This window comes from Pseudomonas sp. zfem002 (genome assembly GCF_032621685.1).
In the GTDB taxonomy this organism is placed as follows: domain Bacteria; phylum Pseudomonadota; class Gammaproteobacteria; order Pseudomonadales; family Pseudomonadaceae; genus Aquipseudomonas; species Aquipseudomonas japonica.
Genome location: NZ_JAVYJH010000036.1, coordinates 1 through 16,878, shown reverse-complemented (window position 1 = coordinate 16,878; position 16,878 = coordinate 1). Strand labels below are relative to the sequence as shown.

Genomic DNA, 16,878 nt, shown 5'->3' with positions numbered 1-16,878 from the left:
GGATGGGCTTAGAAGTCGTAGGCGATCTTGCTGTACCAGTAACCGCCACCCGGATGGAACGGCGGGTTGCCGTAGGGCGCCAGGCCCAGCGGGCTGTACACCGCGTGCCGGTCCGGGCGCACGTCGAACAGGTTGGTGGCGCCGACACTGACGGTCAGCTGGTCGAACAGGGTGTAGGCGATGTCCAGGTCGGTGATCCACTTGGCGCCGAAGCTGCGGTCGCCACTGGGGTTGACCGCGAGGGTCTTGACGCTGCCGTAGCGGGTGGTCTGCAGGTTGATGGCGAGGTCGTCGACCTTCCAGTTGGCGCCGAGGATCCACTTGGTCCGCGGGCTGGCCACGGTGAGGTCGCCCTCGCGGTCGCGGCCGACCAGGGTCACTCCGGAACCGGCCAGCGCCGCCGGGGTGTCGCGCACGTCCTCGATGCTGGTCTTGTTCCAGTTGAACGCCAGGCTCCAGCGCACGTCGCCCCAGGCGCCGAAATCGCTGCTGTGGTCGGCGACGATATCCAGGCCCTTGGTCCGTGTGTCGTAGGCGTTGGTGTAGTAGTTGACCCAGGTTCCGCGGGCGACGCCCTGGCTTTGCAGGATGCGGGTGATCACCCCGTTGCCCTGGTCGTAGAGGTTGCTGGTCAGGGTGATGCGATCGTCGATGTCGATCAGGTAGGCGTCGGCGGTGATGCTGGTGCGCGGTGCCGGTTGCCAGGTCAGGCCGAGACCGAGGTTGCGCGATTTCTCCGGTTCCAGCTTGTCGCCGCCGAGGGCCGCGGCCAGTCTGCTGTCGGACGGGGTCAGGCGGGTCACGGCGGGGACCACGTTGCCATTGACGTCGATGGCGACCCGGTTGTCCGCCACGGTGTAGCCGACCTGGGTCAGCGACGGCGCGCGGAAGCCGGTGCCGACGGTGCCGCGCACGGCGACCTGCTCGGTCAGTTCGTAGCGCGAATTGAGCTTGAGGCCGAAGGTGTTGCCGGAATCGTCGTCGTAGTGCTCGACGCGCCCGGCCAGGTCGAGGAACCAGCGCTCGGTCAGGTCGAAGCCGAGGTCGAGGTAGGCCGCGTAGTTGTTGCGGATCAGGCTGACTTCGTCTTCCGGACGCAGGGTCACCGCGGCCTGGGCGCCGGAGGCGGCGGGGTAGCTGCCGGTGATGTAGGCCGCGGGCTCGCCGGCGAAGGTACTGAAGCGCTCCCAGCGATGTTCCAGGCCGGCCGAGACCTGTACCGGCGAGGTCAGGCCGAACAGGCTGTCGTAGCGCCGGGTCAGGTCGAAGTTGTTGACCCACTGCTCGAAGCGGAAGGTCGCCAGGTTGTCGAATTTCGTCGGTGTCGCCGGGCCCAGCGACGGGTTGATGTTGAAGTCGCTGGAGTGGTGGATGTTGTTGCGTCCATAGGTGGTGCTCAGGTCCCAGTGCCAGTCGGCACGTTCGCCCTTGCCGCCGAAGAGGAACTGGTAGTCGCGGTCCTTGATGTTGTTCAGCGGGTAGTAGCCGTCGGGGAACAGCTCGGGCACCGCGGCGCTGCCGGTGGGCAGGCGGAAGTAGTTGTAGGCCTCGGCGTCGCGTTCGCCGTAGGTGGCGTAGGAGTAGAGGGTCAGGGCGTCCAGTGGCAGCTCGGCATTCCAGGCAAGGTTGAAGGCCTTGATCTGCGGGTCGCCGTTCTTGATCGCCACGCGGTCCCAGGTGGCCTGCTTGAGCGGGTCGCGAAAGGCCCGCACGCTGCTGTCGGCCTTGTCGTTCCAGGCTGCGGTGCCGCGCTTGCGGGCGTCGGCGGACAGATGCAGGAAGCCGCTTTCGCCGAGCTTGAAGCCCTGGTCGCCGGCCACCTTGAGCGTTTCGCCCTGGCCGGAATAGAGCTTGCCGTAGCTGCTTTCGACATGGCCGCCGGCAGCGCCGGACTTGAGGATGATATTGATCACCCCGGCCACCGCGTCGGAGCCGTACTGGGCCGCGGCGCTGTCCTTGAGCACTTCGATGTGGTCCACCGCGCTGACCGGGATCAGGTCGATGTCCACGGCATTGGCGCCGCTGTTGTCGATATTGCCGCGCTGGCCGATGGCGCCGTTGTGGCGGCGCTTGCCGTTGACCAGCACCAGGGTGTAGGCCGGGCCCAGGCTGCGGTTGCTCAGCGGCCGGGTCACCGAGTTGTAGCCGGCGATATTGGTGCCGAAGTTGAACGACGGCAGCAGCCGCGAGATGGCTTCGGAGAGTTCGGCGCGGCCGGTCTTGAGCAGTTGCTCGCTGTTGATCACATCGATCGGTGCCGGGCTGTCGGCGACCGTGCGTTGCTGCCCGCGGATGCCGGTGGAGATCACGGTGACGGTGTCCAGGTGGGTGTCACCGCTGGCGGCCTGGCTGTCGGGGGCGAGGCCGGCGAGGAGCAGGGCGGTGGTCAGGGCACTGAACGGCAAGTGTCGGGGCATGCGGCTTGGTCCATCGAAGCTGGCACTGGCCCTGGGTGGGGGTACAGCGGGGTTTCCTGGTTTTCTTGAAAGGGTGGACGAGGTCGTCTGGGGTTGATCTTATTTTTATAAGAATTTCATTGGAAATTCTTTTTTGGAATATAAATATTATTCTTTTTTGGAATTTTGTTTTTTATAAATATGCATTTATTTAATTTTGCGGCGAGACGTTATGTGCACCGCAACGCCCTCCTGTGTAGGAGCGGATAAATCCGCTCCTACAAAGGGGGGCGAGGCGTTTGCAGGTTCGGGGTTTCAGATCACAAAGAACCCATGGGTCCCATCCCGTGCCAACTGCGCCACCAGGCCGAACTCCCAGTCCAGATAGCCCTGCATCGCTTCCCGCGGGTTGTCCGTGCCTTCATACGGCCGGCGATAACGGTCGCTGCGCGGCACCGCCAGGTGCGTCTCGCCATGCTCCAGCGCGCGCCCCTCGGCGATCCAGCGCGCCGTCCCGCCTTCGAGCAGGAACACCGGCTTGCGCGTCAGCGCCTGCAGGTCGATGGCGGCAAAGCGCGCCAGCAGGCTGCTGCCGCAGGTCACCACGTAGCGCTGCGCCAGCGGCAGTTTCTCCAGGGCCTGGGCCAGTTGCGCGCGGATCGCCCAATGCGCACCGGGGATATGCCGCTGCACATAGTTGGCGCTGGTGGTGAAATCCAGCAGCACGGTGTCGCCTTCCGCCAGCCACTGCTGCAACTGCTCGCCCTGGACCACCGGCGGCTGCGGCAGCGCCGGCAAGGACGGTTGCCAGTCGCCAGTCTCGCTGAAGTCGTCGACGCTCAGGCCGTCGAGCACCGCCACCTGCCAGCCCATCTGCGCCAGCCACGACGCGCTCATGTTGGCGCGCACGCCGTCGTCGTCCACCAGCACGATGCGCGCGCCGCGCACGCTGGCGTTGTGGTCGGTCTCCTGCACCAGTTGCCCGCCCGGGGTCGAGCGGCTGCCGGGGAGGTGGCCGCGGGCGTATTCCTCGGGGGTGCGGACATCGAACAGGTAGGTGGTGCGCGCGGTTTGCGCCTGCCAGGCGAGCAGCCCTTCCCTGGAGATCCGCGCCACGTCAGCCTTGTCCGCCACCGCGCGGGCGCGCTGGGCGGCATGCTCGCGGGTGCTGTCGCTGACCTCGGCGAAGCGCTGCGCCTGGCCGTGGGCCAGGGATTGCCCGGCCAGGGTCCAGCCGATGGTGCCGTTGCGCAGCGCCGACACCGGGTTGGGGATGCCGGCATTCACCAGCGACTGGGTGCCGATGATGCTGCGCGTGCGCCCGGCGCAGTTGACGATGACCCGGGTCGCCGGGTCCGGCGCCAGTTCGGCGACCCGCAGCACCAGTTCGGCCCCCGGCACACTGATGCCGCCGGGAATGCTCATGGTCTGGTATTCGTCGAAGCGGCGGGCGTCCAGCACCACCACGTCGGCCTTGTCGTCCAGCAACTGCTGGACTTCCTCGGCGGCCAGCGACGGCGTGTGGCGCAGCGACTCGACCAGTTCGCCGAACGCCTTGCTCGGCACATTGACGTCGCGGAACAGCTCGCCGCCGGCCTCGCGCCAGCCGGCCAGGCCGCCCTCGAGCAGCGCCACATCGCTGTAGCCCAGGGCCCGCAGGCGTTCGGCGGCGATGGCGGCGAGGCCTTCGCCGTCGTCATAGACGGTCACCGGTGTATCGCGGCGCGGCACCCGCGGGTAGATCTCGATCTCCAGCTTCGACAGGGGAATATTGGCCGCGAAAAGCGGGTGCTCCAGGGCGAAGGGCGCTTCTTCGCGCACATCGATCAGGGCGAGTTCATGCCTGGCCAGCAGGTGCTGGCGCAGCTCGGCATAGGAGCGGGTGGTCGCGGTGCTCATGGGGCGGGGTTCTCTTTGGACAGGTCCCAGATATTGGGCAAGCGGGTATTGGAGTAGCCGGAAATGAACGGTTTCTCGCTGCCGTCGGCGAGGTACACGGCGCGTTTGACTGCGCCGATGTTGGCGCCGTACACGTGGATGCTGATCGACACCTGGTCGTCGTGGGCATTGCGCACTTCATGGATATCGCCGATGCGCGGCGAGACCGCTTCGACCTGCCCGGGCGCCAGGCGCACCGCGTCTCCGGCGGGGATCAGCGCGCCGCTTTCGGTACGGGCGAAGCCCTGGGAATACTCGGCGCCGCGCAGCATGCCGATCAGGCCCCAGACCCGGTGGTCGTGGATCGGCGTGCGCTGCCCCGGGCCCCAGACGAAGCTGACCACCGAGAAGCGCTGGCGCGAATCGGCATGCAGGAGGAATTGCTGGTAGCGGGTCGGATCGGGCTGGGCCAGGTCTTCCGGCAGCCAGTCGTCATGGGCGACCAGTTGCTGCAGGAGGTTCTGGCCGCGGTCGAGGATGGCGGCTTCGTCGTGCTCGTGGTCGAGCAGGTCGGCGAGGTCGCCGATGAACCGGCGAAGACGGTCCAGGCGGAGCGGTTGGGTCATGGTGGTCAGGCTCGGCTGCGGTTTTCCATGACCCTAGCAATGGCTGGATGATTCTCAAAATTCAAATTGTGCATAAGCTAATATGCAAATATTGAATTTTAAGTTGGGCCTGGCACGAATGCTTGTAGGAGCTGGCTTGTCGTGTGACGAACCACTGCGAAAGGACCGCGCAGCGGTCCCCGACCTCACTGCTATTGGGACCGCTGTGCGGTCCTTTCGCAGGCAAGCCAGCTCCTACGGGGTCGCGCCGGCCCCCTGGAATCAGAACAACGCCAAGGTATAGTCGATGTTCACCCGCAGCTCATTGTCATCGCGGAACGACGCCGCCGAGGCGAAGTCATTGCGATACCAGGCATGCCGCAGGCGCACGGCGACGTTCTTCAGCGGACCGCTCTGTACCACGTAGGACAGCTCGATATCCTTCTCGCTTTCGCTGCGATCGGCCCCACCCAGCGCCGTCGGCAGCTCGATATGACTGCCATCCAGGTAGCGCAGCATGCCCTTCAGGCCCGGTACGCCAAGCGTGGCGAAGTCATAGTCGTAGCGCACCTGCCAGGTGCGCTGCTTCGGGTTGAGGAACTCGCTGCTCAACGCCCCCTCGCTGACCACCATCGGCTCGGACCCGGCGATGTACGGCATCGAGGTGTCGCCATTCAGTTGCATCCAGCCCAGCCCCAGGCTGTGCCCGGCCTGGCTCCAGGTGCTCATGATGCCGAAGGTGCGGTTGTCCACCTCGCCAGCCCGGGCCGCGCCATCCTCGCGGCTGATGTGGTAGCGCACGTCGGTCTTCAGCCGGCCGCCGCCCAGGGCACGATTGTCGACGAAGCCGACGAAGTCCTGTTTGTAGATGTCCTCGAGTTCAGCGTGGTAGTACTTCAGGGTCAGCGGCTCGGACCACTGGTAGTCGCCGCCGAGGTAAGTGAAGGCATCCGACTGCGCCGCGCCGTTGAAGCGGCGGTTGGGCGCGGCGATGCTGATCTTCTGCTGGTTGGTCGAGTCGCGCTGGTTCATGCGGTCGAGGCGCCCGGCGCTGAGGGTGAAGCCGTCGAGGTCCTGGGACTTCAGGTTGACCCCGCGGAAGGTCTGCGGCAGCAGGCGGGTGGGGCTGGCGAAGAGGATCGGCAGGATCGGCATCAGCGTGCCGCCCTGCAGTTCGGTCTTCGACACTTTCACCTTGCCGGTCAGGCCCAGTTCCGAATAGTCGTCCCGTGGCTCGCGGTCAGTGCTGTCGAACGGCAGCAGGCCGGTGCCGGTGCGGTCCGGGCTGGAGTCGAGCTTGAGGCCGAGCAGGCCCTGGGCGTCGAGACCAAGGCCGATCGGGCCCTCGGTGTAGCCGGAGCTGAAGCGCAGGATGAAGCCCTGGGCCCATTCGCGGGTCGCCGACTGCGCCGAGGTGCCCTTGTAGTCGCGGTCGAAGTAGTAGTTGCGGGCGGTGACGCTGGCCTTGCTGTCCTCGAAGAAGCCCTGCGCCTGCAGGATCGGGCTGAGGGCGCTGAGGGTGAAGAACGTGCCGAGGGCCAGGGTGTTGTGCAGTCTGTTCATGCCGGTGCCTTTCTTGTTGTTGTAGGTGGAGATCATTCAGGGGCGTGGAGCAGCACCCATTGCTGGTCCTGCACGCTGACCAGGGCACGGGCGCGCTGGTCGTGACCGAAGTGGTCGCTGGGGCTGAGGCTGTAGACGCCGTGGGTGCCGGCGACCTCTCTGGTCTTTTCCAGCTGGTCGCGCAGGCTCTGGCGGAATTCGGCGCTGCCCGGCTGCGCGCTCTGCAGCGCCACGGGCACGGCGTTCTCGACCAGGCGCATGGCGTCGTACAGGTAGGCGCCGAATGGCGACAGGCTGCCGGCGCCGTACTCGGCTTCATAGCGCCGCGCGTAGTCGCTGGCGATGGCTTTGGAGGGGTGCGACTCCGGCAGCTTGTCCCACACCACCACCGGCCCCACCGGCAGGATCGCGCCGTTCAGGGCCTTGTCGCCGATCCGCAGGAAGGCGCTGTTGGCGGCGCCATGGGTGTGGTAGATCGTGCCCTTGTAGCCGAGCCGGCGCAGTTCGGTGTGGGGCAGGGCGGCCGGGGTGCCGGTGGCGCCGATCAGCACGGCATCGGCACGGCTGCCCATGACCTTCAGGGCCTGGCCGCTGACCGAGGAATCGGTGCGGTTGAAGCGCTCGTCGCGCACTAGCTGGATCCCCGCCGCCGGTGCCAGCTCGCTGAGCACCTTGTGCCAGTCCTCGCCCCAGACATCGTTGTAGCCGATATAGGCGAGGGTCTTCACCCCGGCCTGCTGCATATGCTCGATCAGCGCTTCGGCCATCAGCGCATTGGTCTGGGCGATGGTGAAGATCCACTGCTGCTCGCCGCCCGGCGGTGCGTAGGGCGCCAGGGCGATCTGCGCGGTGCGGCTCTCCCTGGCGATCTGCGCCACCGCCGCCGAGGTCGGCACGGTGGTCGAACCGATCAGCAGGTCGACCTGGTTTTCGCTGACCAGCTTGCGCGCGTTCTTCGCCGCGGCGGTGCTGTCGCTGGCATCGTCGAGGACCACGTATTTCACCGCCTGGCCGGCGATCTCCCTGGGCAGCAGGGCCACTGTGTTGCGTTCCGGGATGCCCAGCGAGGCGCCTGGACCTGTGGTGGAGAGGACGACGCCGACGGTGAGGTCAGCCTGGGCGGCGGTCGAGATCGCGGCGACCAGCAGCAAGGGGAGGAAAGGTTTCATGCAAGCTCCTTGGTGTTGTTTTTATGGTGTCGAGCAATGGGCTGGAACAACGGCGCTAGGTGCCGGTAGCGCGGGCGGCCTCCGTGGTGGGTTTGCGTCCGAGGTAGCTCTCGACCACCCGCGGGTTCTGCGCGAGGTCGCTGGCCTCGCCCTGCAGGACGATGTCGCCGGTTTCGAGGACGTAGCCGTAGTCGGAGATCTTCAGCGCGGCACGGGCGTTCTGTTCCACCAGGAGGATGGAAACGCCGCGCTCGCGCAGGGTCTTGAAGATCTCGAAGATCTCGCCGATGACCCGCGGCGCCAGGCCCAGGCTCGGTTCGTCGAGCAGCAGCAGGCGCGGCCTGGCCATCAGCGCGCGGCCGATGGCGAGCATCTGCCGCTCGCCGCCGGACAGGGTGCAGGCGGCCTGGTCGCGGCGTTCACGCATGCGCGGGAACAGGCCGAAGACTTCCTCCAGGGTCTGTTCATGATCGCGATGGCCCTGGCGATGGCGGCTGAAGGCGCCGAGGCGCAGGTTGTCCTCGACGCTCATCAGGCCGAACAGCTCGCGGCTTTCCGGGACCAGGGCCATGCCCAGGTCGATGCGCCGGGCGACGTCGTGGTGGGCCAGCAGCGGTCGCTCGGCGTAGACGATCTCGCCGCGGCTCGGCAGCAGGCCGATCAGCGCCGCCATCAGGGTGGTCTTGCCGGCGCCGTTGGGGCCGATCAGGCTGACGATGCGGCCTTCGTCGAGGTGCAGGTCGAGGTTGCGCACCGCTTCCACCTTGCCGTGGCTGATCGACAGGTTGCGTACATCCAGCAGGCGAGTCATTCCACACCTCCGAGGTAGGCGGCCAGGACCGCCGGGTTTTCCTGGATCTGCGGCGGTGTGCCGCTGGCCAGGCGCTGGCCGAATTCCATGACCACGATCTGGTCGGACAGGCCCATGACGAAGTCCATGTCGTGCTCCACCAGCAGCACGCCGAGGCCTTCGCTGCGCAGTTGTTCGAGCAGTCGAGCCAGCGCCTGCTTCTCGCCATGGCGCAGGCCGGCGGCGGGTTCGTCGAGCAGCAGCAGGATCGGGTCGCTGCACAGCGCCCGGGCGATTTCGACGATGCGCTGCTGACCCAGGGCCAGGCTGCCGGCCGGGGTGTGCAGGTAGTCGCCGAGGCCGACCCGCTGGATCTGCCGCGCGGCTTCGCCGAGCAGGCTGGCTTCCTCGCCACGCTCCAGGTGCAGCAGAGAGCGCAGCAGGCCGGCGCGGCCACGGCGGTGGGCGCCGAGGGCGACGTTTTCCAGCACGCTCATTTCCGGCAGCAGGCGCACGTGCTGGAAGGTCCGGCTGATCCCCAGGGCGGCGATGGTCCGCGGTTGCAGGCCGTCGATGCGGCGACCGAGGAAGCTGATCTGGCCGGCATTGGGCGCGAGCACCCCGGACAGCAGGTTGAACAGGGTGGACTTGCCGGCACCGTTGGGGCCGATCAGCGCAGTGATCTCGCCGCTGTTGATCGCCAGGCCCATGTCCTTGTTCGCCACCAGGCCGCCGAAGCGCTTGACCAGCCCTTCGGCCACCAGCAGCGGCTGGCCGTGGGCGGGCATGCCGCGGCGCGGCAGCGGGACGGCGTCGACGGGCACCTCGAGATGGCGCCGGGCTTTCGGCAGCGCGGCCTGGAGCAGCGGCAGGAGACCGCCGCGGGCGTACTGCAGCATGAGGATGATGAGCACGCCGAAGAAGATCATCTCGACGTTGCCGGCATGCCCGAACAGGTGTGGCAGCAGGTCCTGCAGCAGTTGCCTGAGCAGGGTCAGCAGCGCCGCGCCGAGCAGCGCGCCCCACAGGCTGGCGACGCCACCGAGGACGATCATGAACAGGTACTCGATGCCCATCACCACCGAGAACGGCGTCGGGTTGACCACCCGTTGCAGATGGGCATACAGCCAGCCGGACAGGGCGGCGAGCAGGGCGGCGATGAGGAACACCTGCAGGCGGCTGCGCGCGGTGTCGATGCCCATGGCCTCGGCCATGCCGGCGGCGTCCTTCAGGGTGCGGATGGCGCGGCCCTGACGGCTGTCGAGGAGGTTGGCGAGCAGCCACAGGCTGGCGACCAGGAGCACCCCGAGCAGCACGCTGAAGTCCCCCGCGGCGCTGATCTGCCAGCCGAACAGCGTGATCGCGGGCAGGTCCTGGATGCCGCCGAAACCACCGAGTCCCGGCAGGTTGCCGAACAGGTAGAACAGCGCCAGGCCCCAGGCCAGGGTGCCGATCGGCAGGTAATGCCCGGCCAGGCGCAGGGTCAGCAGGCCGAGGCAGGTGGCGACCAGCAGGGTGATGCCGAGGCCTGCGAGCAGACCTAGCCAGGGCGACAGGCCGTAGTCGGTGCTGAGCACCGCGGTGGCATAGGCGCCGATGCCGACGAAGGCGGCCTGGCCGAAGGAGGTCATGCCGCCGATGCCGGTGAGCAGCACCAGGCCAAGGGCGACCAGGCTGTACAGGCCGATGTAGTTGAGCAGGGTGACCTGGAACGGTGGCAGCACCAGCGGCGCCAGGGCCATGGCGGCCAGCAGCAGGATCAGGGGAACGAGGCGACGGCGCATCAGTGGTCCTCCAGATGCGGGTGTTTCAGCGACAGCCACAGCAGCACCGGGATCACCAGGGTGAACACGATGACTTCCTTGAAGGCCGACGCACCGAAGTTGGCGAAGCTCTCCAGCACGCCGACGAAGAAGGCGCTGGCGGCGGCGATGGGGTAGCTGGCCAGGCCGCCGAAGATCGCGGCGACGAAGCCCTTGAGGCTGATGAGGAAACCGGAGTCGTAGTACAGCGTGGTCAGTGGCCCGATCAGCACCCCGGACACCGCGCCGATGAAGGCGGCGAGGGCGAAGGCGCTGCGCCCGGCCAGTTGCGTGGGAATGCCCACCAGTTGCGCGCCGTCGCGGTTCAGCGCGGTGGCGCGCAGCGCCTTGCCGTACAGGCTGTGGCCGAAGAAGGCGTAGAGCAGGCCGATCAGGGCCAGGGCGCAGGCGATCACCAGCAGGCTCTGCAGGCTCACCGGCAGGTCGCCGAGCATGAAGGTGGCGTCGGCCAGGGAGTGGGTGCGCACGCCCTCGGCACCGAACAGCGACAGGCTGATGCCGACCAGGGCGATATGCACCGCCACCGAGATGATCAGCAGCGACAGCACCGAAGTCTGCGCCACGCGCTGGTAGACCAGGCGGTAGAGCAGCGGGCCCAGCGGGGTGACCAGGGCCAGGGTGACGACGATCTGCAGCAGGCCGGGCAGGGCGCTGAGGTCGAGGCTGCCGAGCAGCAGCCAGAGCACGAGCGGCAGGCCCAGGTAGCGCAGGGCCAGCCCCGGCAGGCGGCGGTAATGGCCATGGCGCAGGGCCAGCGCGCTGTCCAGTACGCAGGCCAGCAGCGACAGGCCGAGCAGCAGCCACAGGGTGCCGGGCAGCAGGCCGCTCTGCAGCATGGCCAGGGTCAGGGCGCTGTAGGTCACGAAGTCGCCCTGGAACACCAGGATGGTGCGGGTGACCGAGAACACCAGGACCAGGGCCAGGGCCACCAGCGCATAGATCGCGCCCGTGGTCAGGCCGTCCTGGCCGAGGAAAGCCAGTATCGAGAGATCCATGGGGTTGCCCTCAGCGAGCGGTGGGGTAGGGAAGTGGGGGCGAGCAGGGGACGACCCTGCCGGGGCACGTAAGCGAGAGCATGGCGAGATACCTGAATGTATTTTTGTTGTTGTACGTTCCAGCCCTGGCAGGGGCTGTAGGTCATTCTTTCAAAATACACATGTGAATGTGTATGTATAGACTAGCGGGTCATGACTGAGGGTTGTCAAGAGGGGAATGCGTAAAGGTGGGGTTTTGAAATCAGAAGATACAGATATGTATCTTGGCGAGGTGCATAGCCCCCGTAGGAGCGCGGCTTGCCCGCGAAAGGACCGCAAAGCGGTCCCAGATCACTCATTGGGACCGCTGCGCGCTCCTTTCGCGGGCAAGCCGCGCTCCTACGCGGGCATCAACCGCCGACAAGATGGCTTCAGGCCGGCACCGCAGCCCCTTGCGGCAGCAGCAGGCCGGCCATGCGCTGGCTGCGCTCCAGGCGCTGCTGCGAGCTGTCGTCGCCATGCAGCAGCGACAGGCTGATCTGGTAGGCATAGATCAGGTAGGCCCGGTCCTGGGCCTCGTCCACCGGCGTTCCGGCCTGGATCAGCAGGCCCTCGATGTAGTTCAGGCGATGGCTGTCCACCTCGTCGATCGCCTGGCGCGCCTGTTTGTCGCGGCGGGCCCAGGCGCGGATGCCCAGTTCGATGGCCGCGGCATCCTTGGCGGTCTGGCCGTGGGAAGGCAGTTCCAGCAGGCGCTGCAGCTGCTGCAGCGGCGAGGCGTGGGCGTTGCGCAGGCTGAGGATGACGTCTTCGGTGGCGCGCGCACGCCAGTTGCCGAGGATGCCCTCGAGCAGTTCGCCACGGCTCTTGAAGTGGTAGTAGAAGCTGCCGCGGGTGATTTTCAGTTCCTTGGCCAGGGTATCGACCCGGACCGCGTCGACACCGCTGCTGACCAGCACGTGTTGGGCGGCGTGAATCCAGTCTTCGCGGGTGAGGTTGGGGCGTGATGACATCGTTGTAGGGCCTTGTTCATCGAACGGGTCAGGCGCCGGGGCGGCACAGGCCGAGGGCGCGAAGGAGGGCATTCTAGCGCCCGGCGCAATGCCGAGGCTATCGCCGCCGGGGCTTGCAGAACGCGGCCCGGGGCCCGGGCAGTGTGCCGAATTCCCTCGTTTCTTGAAATACACGTCTGTAGGTTGACTCCCATTATTTTGCACGGTTCCAGGTTTTTTTCGTTGACGCACGTCAAAACCCTCCCTAGCATCTAGATACAGATGTGTATGTTTAGAATAAAAACGGAGACCGCGATGAGCGCAAACGCCAAGACGTTGCTGGCCGCAGGGCACAACACCCATTACTACGAGGCCGGCCAGGGCGACGCCCTGTTCCTGTTGCACGGTTCCGGCCCGGGCGTGTCCGGCTGGAGCAACTGGGGAAAAAGCATCCCTGTATTCGCCGACCGCTGGCGGGTGATCGTGCCGGACATCGCCGGCTTCGGTTTCACCGAGTTCCAGGACGACGCGAAGTACGACATCAAGCTCTGGGTCAATCACCTGGTCGGCATCATGGATGCCCTGGATATCCAGAAGGCTTCCTTCATCGGCAACTCCTTCGGCGGTGCGGTGGCCATCGGCCTGGCGGTGTTCGCCCCGGAGCGGGTCGACAAGCTGGTGCTGCTCGGCACCCCCGCCGGTGAATTCGTGCAGACCCCCGGCCTGCGCGGCGCCTGGGAGTACGAGCCATCGCTGGACAACATGCGCCGGCTGATGGAGCTGTTTCCTTACGACAAGGCGCTGATCAGCGACGAAATGGTCCAGTCGCGCTATGAGGCCAGCGCCAGGCCGGGTGCCCAGGACGCCCTGCGCAAGCTGATCCCGCAACCGGCCGCGGAGGGCGAAACCCTCGTCAAGGGCTTCCCCGCCGCCGCCCTGGCGAAGATCAGCGCGCCGACCCTGGTGGTCCACGGTCGCGAAGACCGCGTGGTGCCGCCACAGTGCGGCCTGCTGATCGCCAACAGTGTGCCCAATGCCGACCTGCACCTGTTCGGCCACTGCGGCCACTGGGTACAGAGCGAGCAGCCCCGGCGTTTCGCCGCGCTGGTCCGCGATTTCCTCGGCGAGTGACCGCCATGAGCCGAAACGTGATGGAACGGGTGCTCTGGCAACTCTGCGTCGAGCGCGCGGCGAAAGAACGCTTTCGCCAGGACGCCGCCGGCTTTCTCGAACGCTTCGAACTGAGTGAACGGGAGCGCGACATGATCCTTGGCTTCGATGTCGCCGGCCTGCAGGCCGCCGGGGTCAACCCGATGCTGACCATGGGCTTCTGGCAGGAGCTGTCGCCCGAGCGCGGCATGACGATCTACAAGCAGCGTCTGGGCTGCACCGACCAGGACAGCGCGGGGTTCTCCGCCGCGCTCAAGGGGTGACGAGATGGGCAAGATAGTTGGCGGCTTCTGGATGCCGCATGACCCGGTGATGTTCGTGGCGCCCGAGGCGCCGCCCGAAGCCCAGCGCGACGCCGTGTGGGGCGCCTACGCCGAATGCGCGCGGCGCCTCGCGGCGCTGGAACCGACCGCGGTGATCATCGTTGGCTGCGACCACTACATTCTGTTCGGCACCCACTGCCTGCCGCGCTATGTGATCGGCACCGGCGATGTCGACGGACCGATCGACCGCCTGCCGGGCCTGCAGCGCCAGGTGGTGAAGAACCACGAGGCACTGGCCGAGCGCATCGTCGCCCATGGCGATGCCAATGGCGTGGACTGGAGCGTGGCGCGCAGCTTCACCGTCGACCACTCGTTCTCCATTCCGCACCAGCTGGTGGTGCAGCCGGCCGAGCAGCTGCTGGGCAAGACCCTGCCGAGCATCCCGGTGTACCTGGCCTGTGGCGTCGATCCCTATATCTCGCTGCAGCGCTCGGCCGACCTGGGCCGGCAACTGCGCGCGGCGGTGGAGTCCTTCGACGCCGACGAGCGCGTGGTGATCATCGGCAGCGGCGGCATCAGCCACTGGGTCGGTACTGCCGAGATGGGCAAGGTCGCCGAGGACTTCGACCGCGAGATCCTCGCCCTCGGGGTCGAGGGCGACCTGGTCGGGCTCTGCGCCTACAGCGACGAGGAGATTCTCCGCCGCGCCGGCAACGGCGCCATGGAAATCCGCAATTTCGCCTGCGCCATGGCCGCGCTGGAACGGCCGCTGGGCGAAGTCATCGCCTACGAGGCGGTGCCGGCCTGGGTCACCGGCCTGGGCTTCGTTGAACTGAAGGAGGCATCGGCATGAGCCGCGTACTGCTGTGCCAGCGCGACGAGCTGGCCCCCGGCGAACTGAAGAAGGTCGAGCAGGCCGAAGGCGACGCCATCTGCGTCTACAACCTCGGCGGCACCTTCTACGCCACCACCGACATGTGCACCCACGCCACCGCGTCGCTGGCCGAGGGCGACCTGGACGACGACCTGATCACCTGCCCGGTGCACTGGGGCCAGTTCCACATCCCCAGCGGCAAGGCGGTGACGTTCCCCTGCGAACGGCACCTGCGCACCTACAAGATCATCGTCACCGACCGCGAGGTGTACGCCGACGTCGCGCTGGAAGCCGACGAGGCCGTGGCCGCCGCGCAGAGCCCGGTCTGATCCGCCGTCCAACCGAATTCCCCGTGAGTCTGAACCATGGATAACAACAAGCACATTCCGCTCAGAACCATCGAATCCACGCCCTGCCTGGACAACCTCGACCGCATCTGCGACATGGAAGAGGGTCGCCTGTCCGGCAAGGTGTTCTGGGACCAGGCGATCTACGAGCAGGAGCTGGAGAAGATCTTCGCCCGCTGCTGGCTGTTCGTCGCCCACGAATCGCAACTGCCGAAGTTCGGCGACTACCTGACCACCTCCATGGGCGAGGACGAGGTGCTGGTGGTGCGACAGAAGGACGCCTCGCTGAAGGTCTTCCTCAACGCCTGCCCGCACCGCGGCAACAAGGTCTGCTTCGCCGAGGCCGGCAATGCCCGCGGCTTCATCTGCAACTACCATGGCTGGTCGTTCGGCGCCGACGGTGGTCGCCTGATGGGCATGCACGAGTCCAAGTGCTACGAAGAAAGCCACTTCGACAAGGCGAAACACGGCCTGCGCGAGGCCCGGGTCGCCACGTACAAGGGCCTGGTCTTCGCCACCTTCGCCGCCGATGCGCCGACCCTTGAGGAATACCTCGGGCCGATGACCTGGTACCTGGACGTGATGCTCGACATGGACGAGGGCGGCAGCGAGTTCCTCGGCGGCTGCATCCGTTCCACCATCGACTGCAACTGGAAGATCGCCGCGGAAAACTTCGTCGGCGACATCCTCCACGGCGGCTGGACCCACGACTCGGCGGCCAAGGCCATGCTCGGCGGACCGGTGGCCAATGTCGGCGAGCTGGCGGAATCCTATTCGGTGAACTGGAACGGCCACGGCTACGAGTTCGCCACCGACGTGGTGGGCAATGCCGCGACCCTCGGCGAGCGCGAGATCAACAAGTACCTGCATGTGCTGCGGCCCAAGGTGGCGGAGCGCCTGGGCGAGTTTCGCTCGAAGCTGATCGGGGCGATTTCCTCGTTCACCGTGTTCCCCAACTTCTCCTTCCTGCCGGGGCAGAACACCGTGCGCATCTGGCAGCCGCGCGGGCCGCACAAGATCGAGCTGTTCACCTGGGTGATCGTCAACAGGAACGCGCCCCAGGACATCAAGGATAAGTGGCGCCGCGGCGCGATGATGACCTTCTCGCCCACCGGCGTGTTCGAGATGGACGACGGCGAGAACTGGGAGTACTGCACCAAGACCGCCAAGGGCGTGGTGACCCGCTACCAGGACCTGTACGTGGGCCTGGGCATGCACACCCGCCTCGACGACAGCGAGCTGCCGGGCAATGTGTTCAAGGGCCAGCTCAACGAATGCAACGCACGGGCGTTCTACCAGCGCTGGAAGGACCTGCTGCAGGCGTCCAGTTGGACCGATGTGCCGGACCGCAACGGCACCCTGCGCTGAGGAGAACGAGCAATGACACAGACACCCCTGGACACCCCGCTGGGCTTCGACGAAGTGCGCCGGGTCGAGCAGTTCCTGCTGCGCGAGGCGCGCCTGCTGGATGACGAATGCTGGGACGACTGGCTGCTGACCCTGAGCGAGGCGATCCACTACTGGATGCCCGGCATCGAGAACCGCCGCCGCGAGGACAAGGCCGGGCCCTACACCCTGGAGCACATGGCCTTCTTCGACGACGGCATGCGTGAACTGCAGCGCCGCGTATCGCGCTTCAAGCAGCCCTCGGCCTGGGCCGAGAACCCGCCGACGCGCAACGTGCACCTGGTGAGCAATATCGAGGTGTATGCCGGCGACGAGCCGGGGCATTACCGGGCCTATTCCTGCTTCATCAACGTGCGCAGCCGCGGGCTCGATGAGCAGTCGCAGATCACCGGGCGGCGCGAGGACGTGCTGCGCCTGGAGGCGGACGGCCTGAAGCTGCTGCGCCGCAAGATCCTGATCCCGAACGCGATGTTGCTGTGCAAGAACATCAATACCTTCCTGTGACGTGAAGGTTGCTCACTTCCCGTAGGAGCGTGGCTCGTCGTGTGACGAACCACCGCGAAGGACCGCGCAGCGGTCCCGATAGCAGTCAAGTCGGGGACCGCTTTGCGGTCCTTCGCGGTGGTT

Annotated in this window: 15 protein-coding genes; 6 read left to right on the top strand and 9 right to left on the bottom strand. The window is 66.6% G+C overall.

What is annotated here, in order from left to right; translation table 11 throughout:
* Positions 1–8: 8 nt before the first annotated feature.
* From RTI28_RS28110 to RTI28_RS28070, 9 genes are all read right to left on the bottom strand, one after another.
* Positions 9–2,417 carry a TonB-dependent receptor gene (locus RTI28_RS28110; protein ID WP_316923518.1) on the bottom strand — a complete coding sequence of 803 codons (2,409 nt, stop codon included), beginning with the start codon at positions 2,415–2,417 and terminating at the stop codon, positions 9–11.
* Between the two features lie 294 nt (positions 2,418–2,711).
* Positions 2,712–4,295, bottom strand: a complete 1,584-nt coding sequence (locus RTI28_RS28105; protein ID WP_316923517.1) for a rhodanese-related sulfurtransferase — start codon at positions 4,293–4,295, stop codon at positions 2,712–2,714.
* Positions 4,292–4,900 carry a cysteine dioxygenase gene (locus RTI28_RS28100; RefSeq protein ID WP_316923516.1) on the bottom strand — a complete coding sequence of 203 codons (609 nt, stop codon included), beginning with the start codon at positions 4,898–4,900 and terminating at the stop codon, positions 4,292–4,294. Before RTI28_RS28100 ends, RTI28_RS28105 begins: the two co-directional genes overlap by 4 nt.
* 261 nt (positions 4,901–5,161) lie before the next feature.
* Positions 5,162–6,442, bottom strand: a complete 1,281-nt coding sequence (locus tag RTI28_RS28095) for an OprD family porin (protein ID WP_316923515.1) — start codon at positions 6,440–6,442, stop codon at positions 5,162–5,164.
* A 32-nt stretch (positions 6,443–6,474) separates the two neighbouring features.
* Positions 6,475–7,611: an ABC transporter substrate-binding protein gene (locus tag RTI28_RS28090; RefSeq protein WP_316923514.1), complete on the bottom strand. Its 1,137-nt coding sequence runs from the start codon at positions 7,609–7,611 to the stop codon at positions 6,475–6,477.
* A 55-nt stretch (positions 7,612–7,666) separates the two neighbouring features.
* A complete protein-coding gene (locus RTI28_RS28085) occupies positions 7,667–8,422 on the bottom strand; it encodes an ABC transporter ATP-binding protein (protein ID WP_316923513.1) in 756 nt (251 codons plus the stop codon).
* Positions 8,419–10,185, bottom strand: a complete 1,767-nt coding sequence (locus tag RTI28_RS28080) for a branched-chain amino acid ABC transporter ATP-binding protein/permease (RefSeq protein ID WP_316923512.1) — start codon at positions 10,183–10,185, stop codon at positions 8,419–8,421. Before RTI28_RS28080 ends, RTI28_RS28085 begins: the two co-directional genes overlap by 4 nt.
* Positions 10,185–11,219 (bottom strand): branched-chain amino acid ABC transporter permease, encoded by a 1,035-nt coding sequence (locus RTI28_RS28075; protein ID WP_316923511.1) that lies wholly within the window; start codon positions 11,217–11,219, stop codon positions 10,185–10,187. The genes RTI28_RS28080 and RTI28_RS28075 overlap by 1 nt, the downstream gene beginning before the upstream one ends.
* A gap of 410 nt (positions 11,220–11,629) precedes the next feature.
* On the bottom strand, positions 11,630–12,211 hold the full coding sequence (locus RTI28_RS28070) for a TetR/AcrR family transcriptional regulator (RefSeq protein ID WP_042129518.1): 582 nt from the start codon (positions 12,209–12,211) through the stop codon (positions 11,630–11,632).
* Positions 12,212–12,505: 294 nt separating this feature from the next.
* On the opposite strand from RTI28_RS28070, the gene RTI28_RS28065 reads away from it, so the two are divergent.
* The 6 genes from RTI28_RS28065 to RTI28_RS28040 are packed head-to-tail and all read left to right on the top strand — an operon-like array spanning position 12,506 to position 16,755.
* Positions 12,506–13,321, top strand: coding sequence for an alpha/beta hydrolase (locus RTI28_RS28065; RefSeq protein ID WP_316923510.1), 816 nt, complete (start codon positions 12,506–12,508; stop codon positions 13,319–13,321).
* Positions 13,322–13,326: 5 nt separating this feature from the next.
* A complete protein-coding gene (locus tag RTI28_RS28060; RefSeq protein WP_316923509.1) occupies positions 13,327–13,623 on the top strand; it encodes an extradiol ring-cleavage dioxygenase in 297 nt (98 codons plus the stop codon).
* Between the two features lie 4 nt (positions 13,624–13,627).
* A complete protein-coding gene (locus tag RTI28_RS28055; RefSeq protein WP_316923508.1) occupies positions 13,628–14,476 on the top strand; it encodes a protocatechuate 3,4-dioxygenase in 849 nt (282 codons plus the stop codon).
* Positions 14,473–14,826, top strand: a complete 354-nt coding sequence (locus tag RTI28_RS28050; protein WP_316923507.1) for a non-heme iron oxygenase ferredoxin subunit — start codon at positions 14,473–14,475, stop codon at positions 14,824–14,826. Before RTI28_RS28055 ends, RTI28_RS28050 begins: the two co-directional genes overlap by 4 nt.
* A 36-nt stretch (positions 14,827–14,862) precedes the next feature.
* Positions 14,863–16,212 carry an aromatic ring-hydroxylating dioxygenase subunit alpha gene (locus tag RTI28_RS28045; RefSeq protein ID WP_316923506.1) on the top strand — a complete coding sequence of 450 codons (1,350 nt, stop codon included), beginning with the start codon at positions 14,863–14,865 and terminating at the stop codon, positions 16,210–16,212.
* A gap of 12 nt (positions 16,213–16,224) precedes the next feature.
* Positions 16,225–16,755 carry a 3-phenylpropionate/cinnamic acid dioxygenase subunit beta gene (locus tag RTI28_RS28040; protein WP_316923505.1) on the top strand — a complete coding sequence of 177 codons (531 nt, stop codon included), beginning with the start codon at positions 16,225–16,227 and terminating at the stop codon, positions 16,753–16,755.
* The last annotated feature ends 123 nt before the right edge of the window (positions 16,756–16,878 follow it).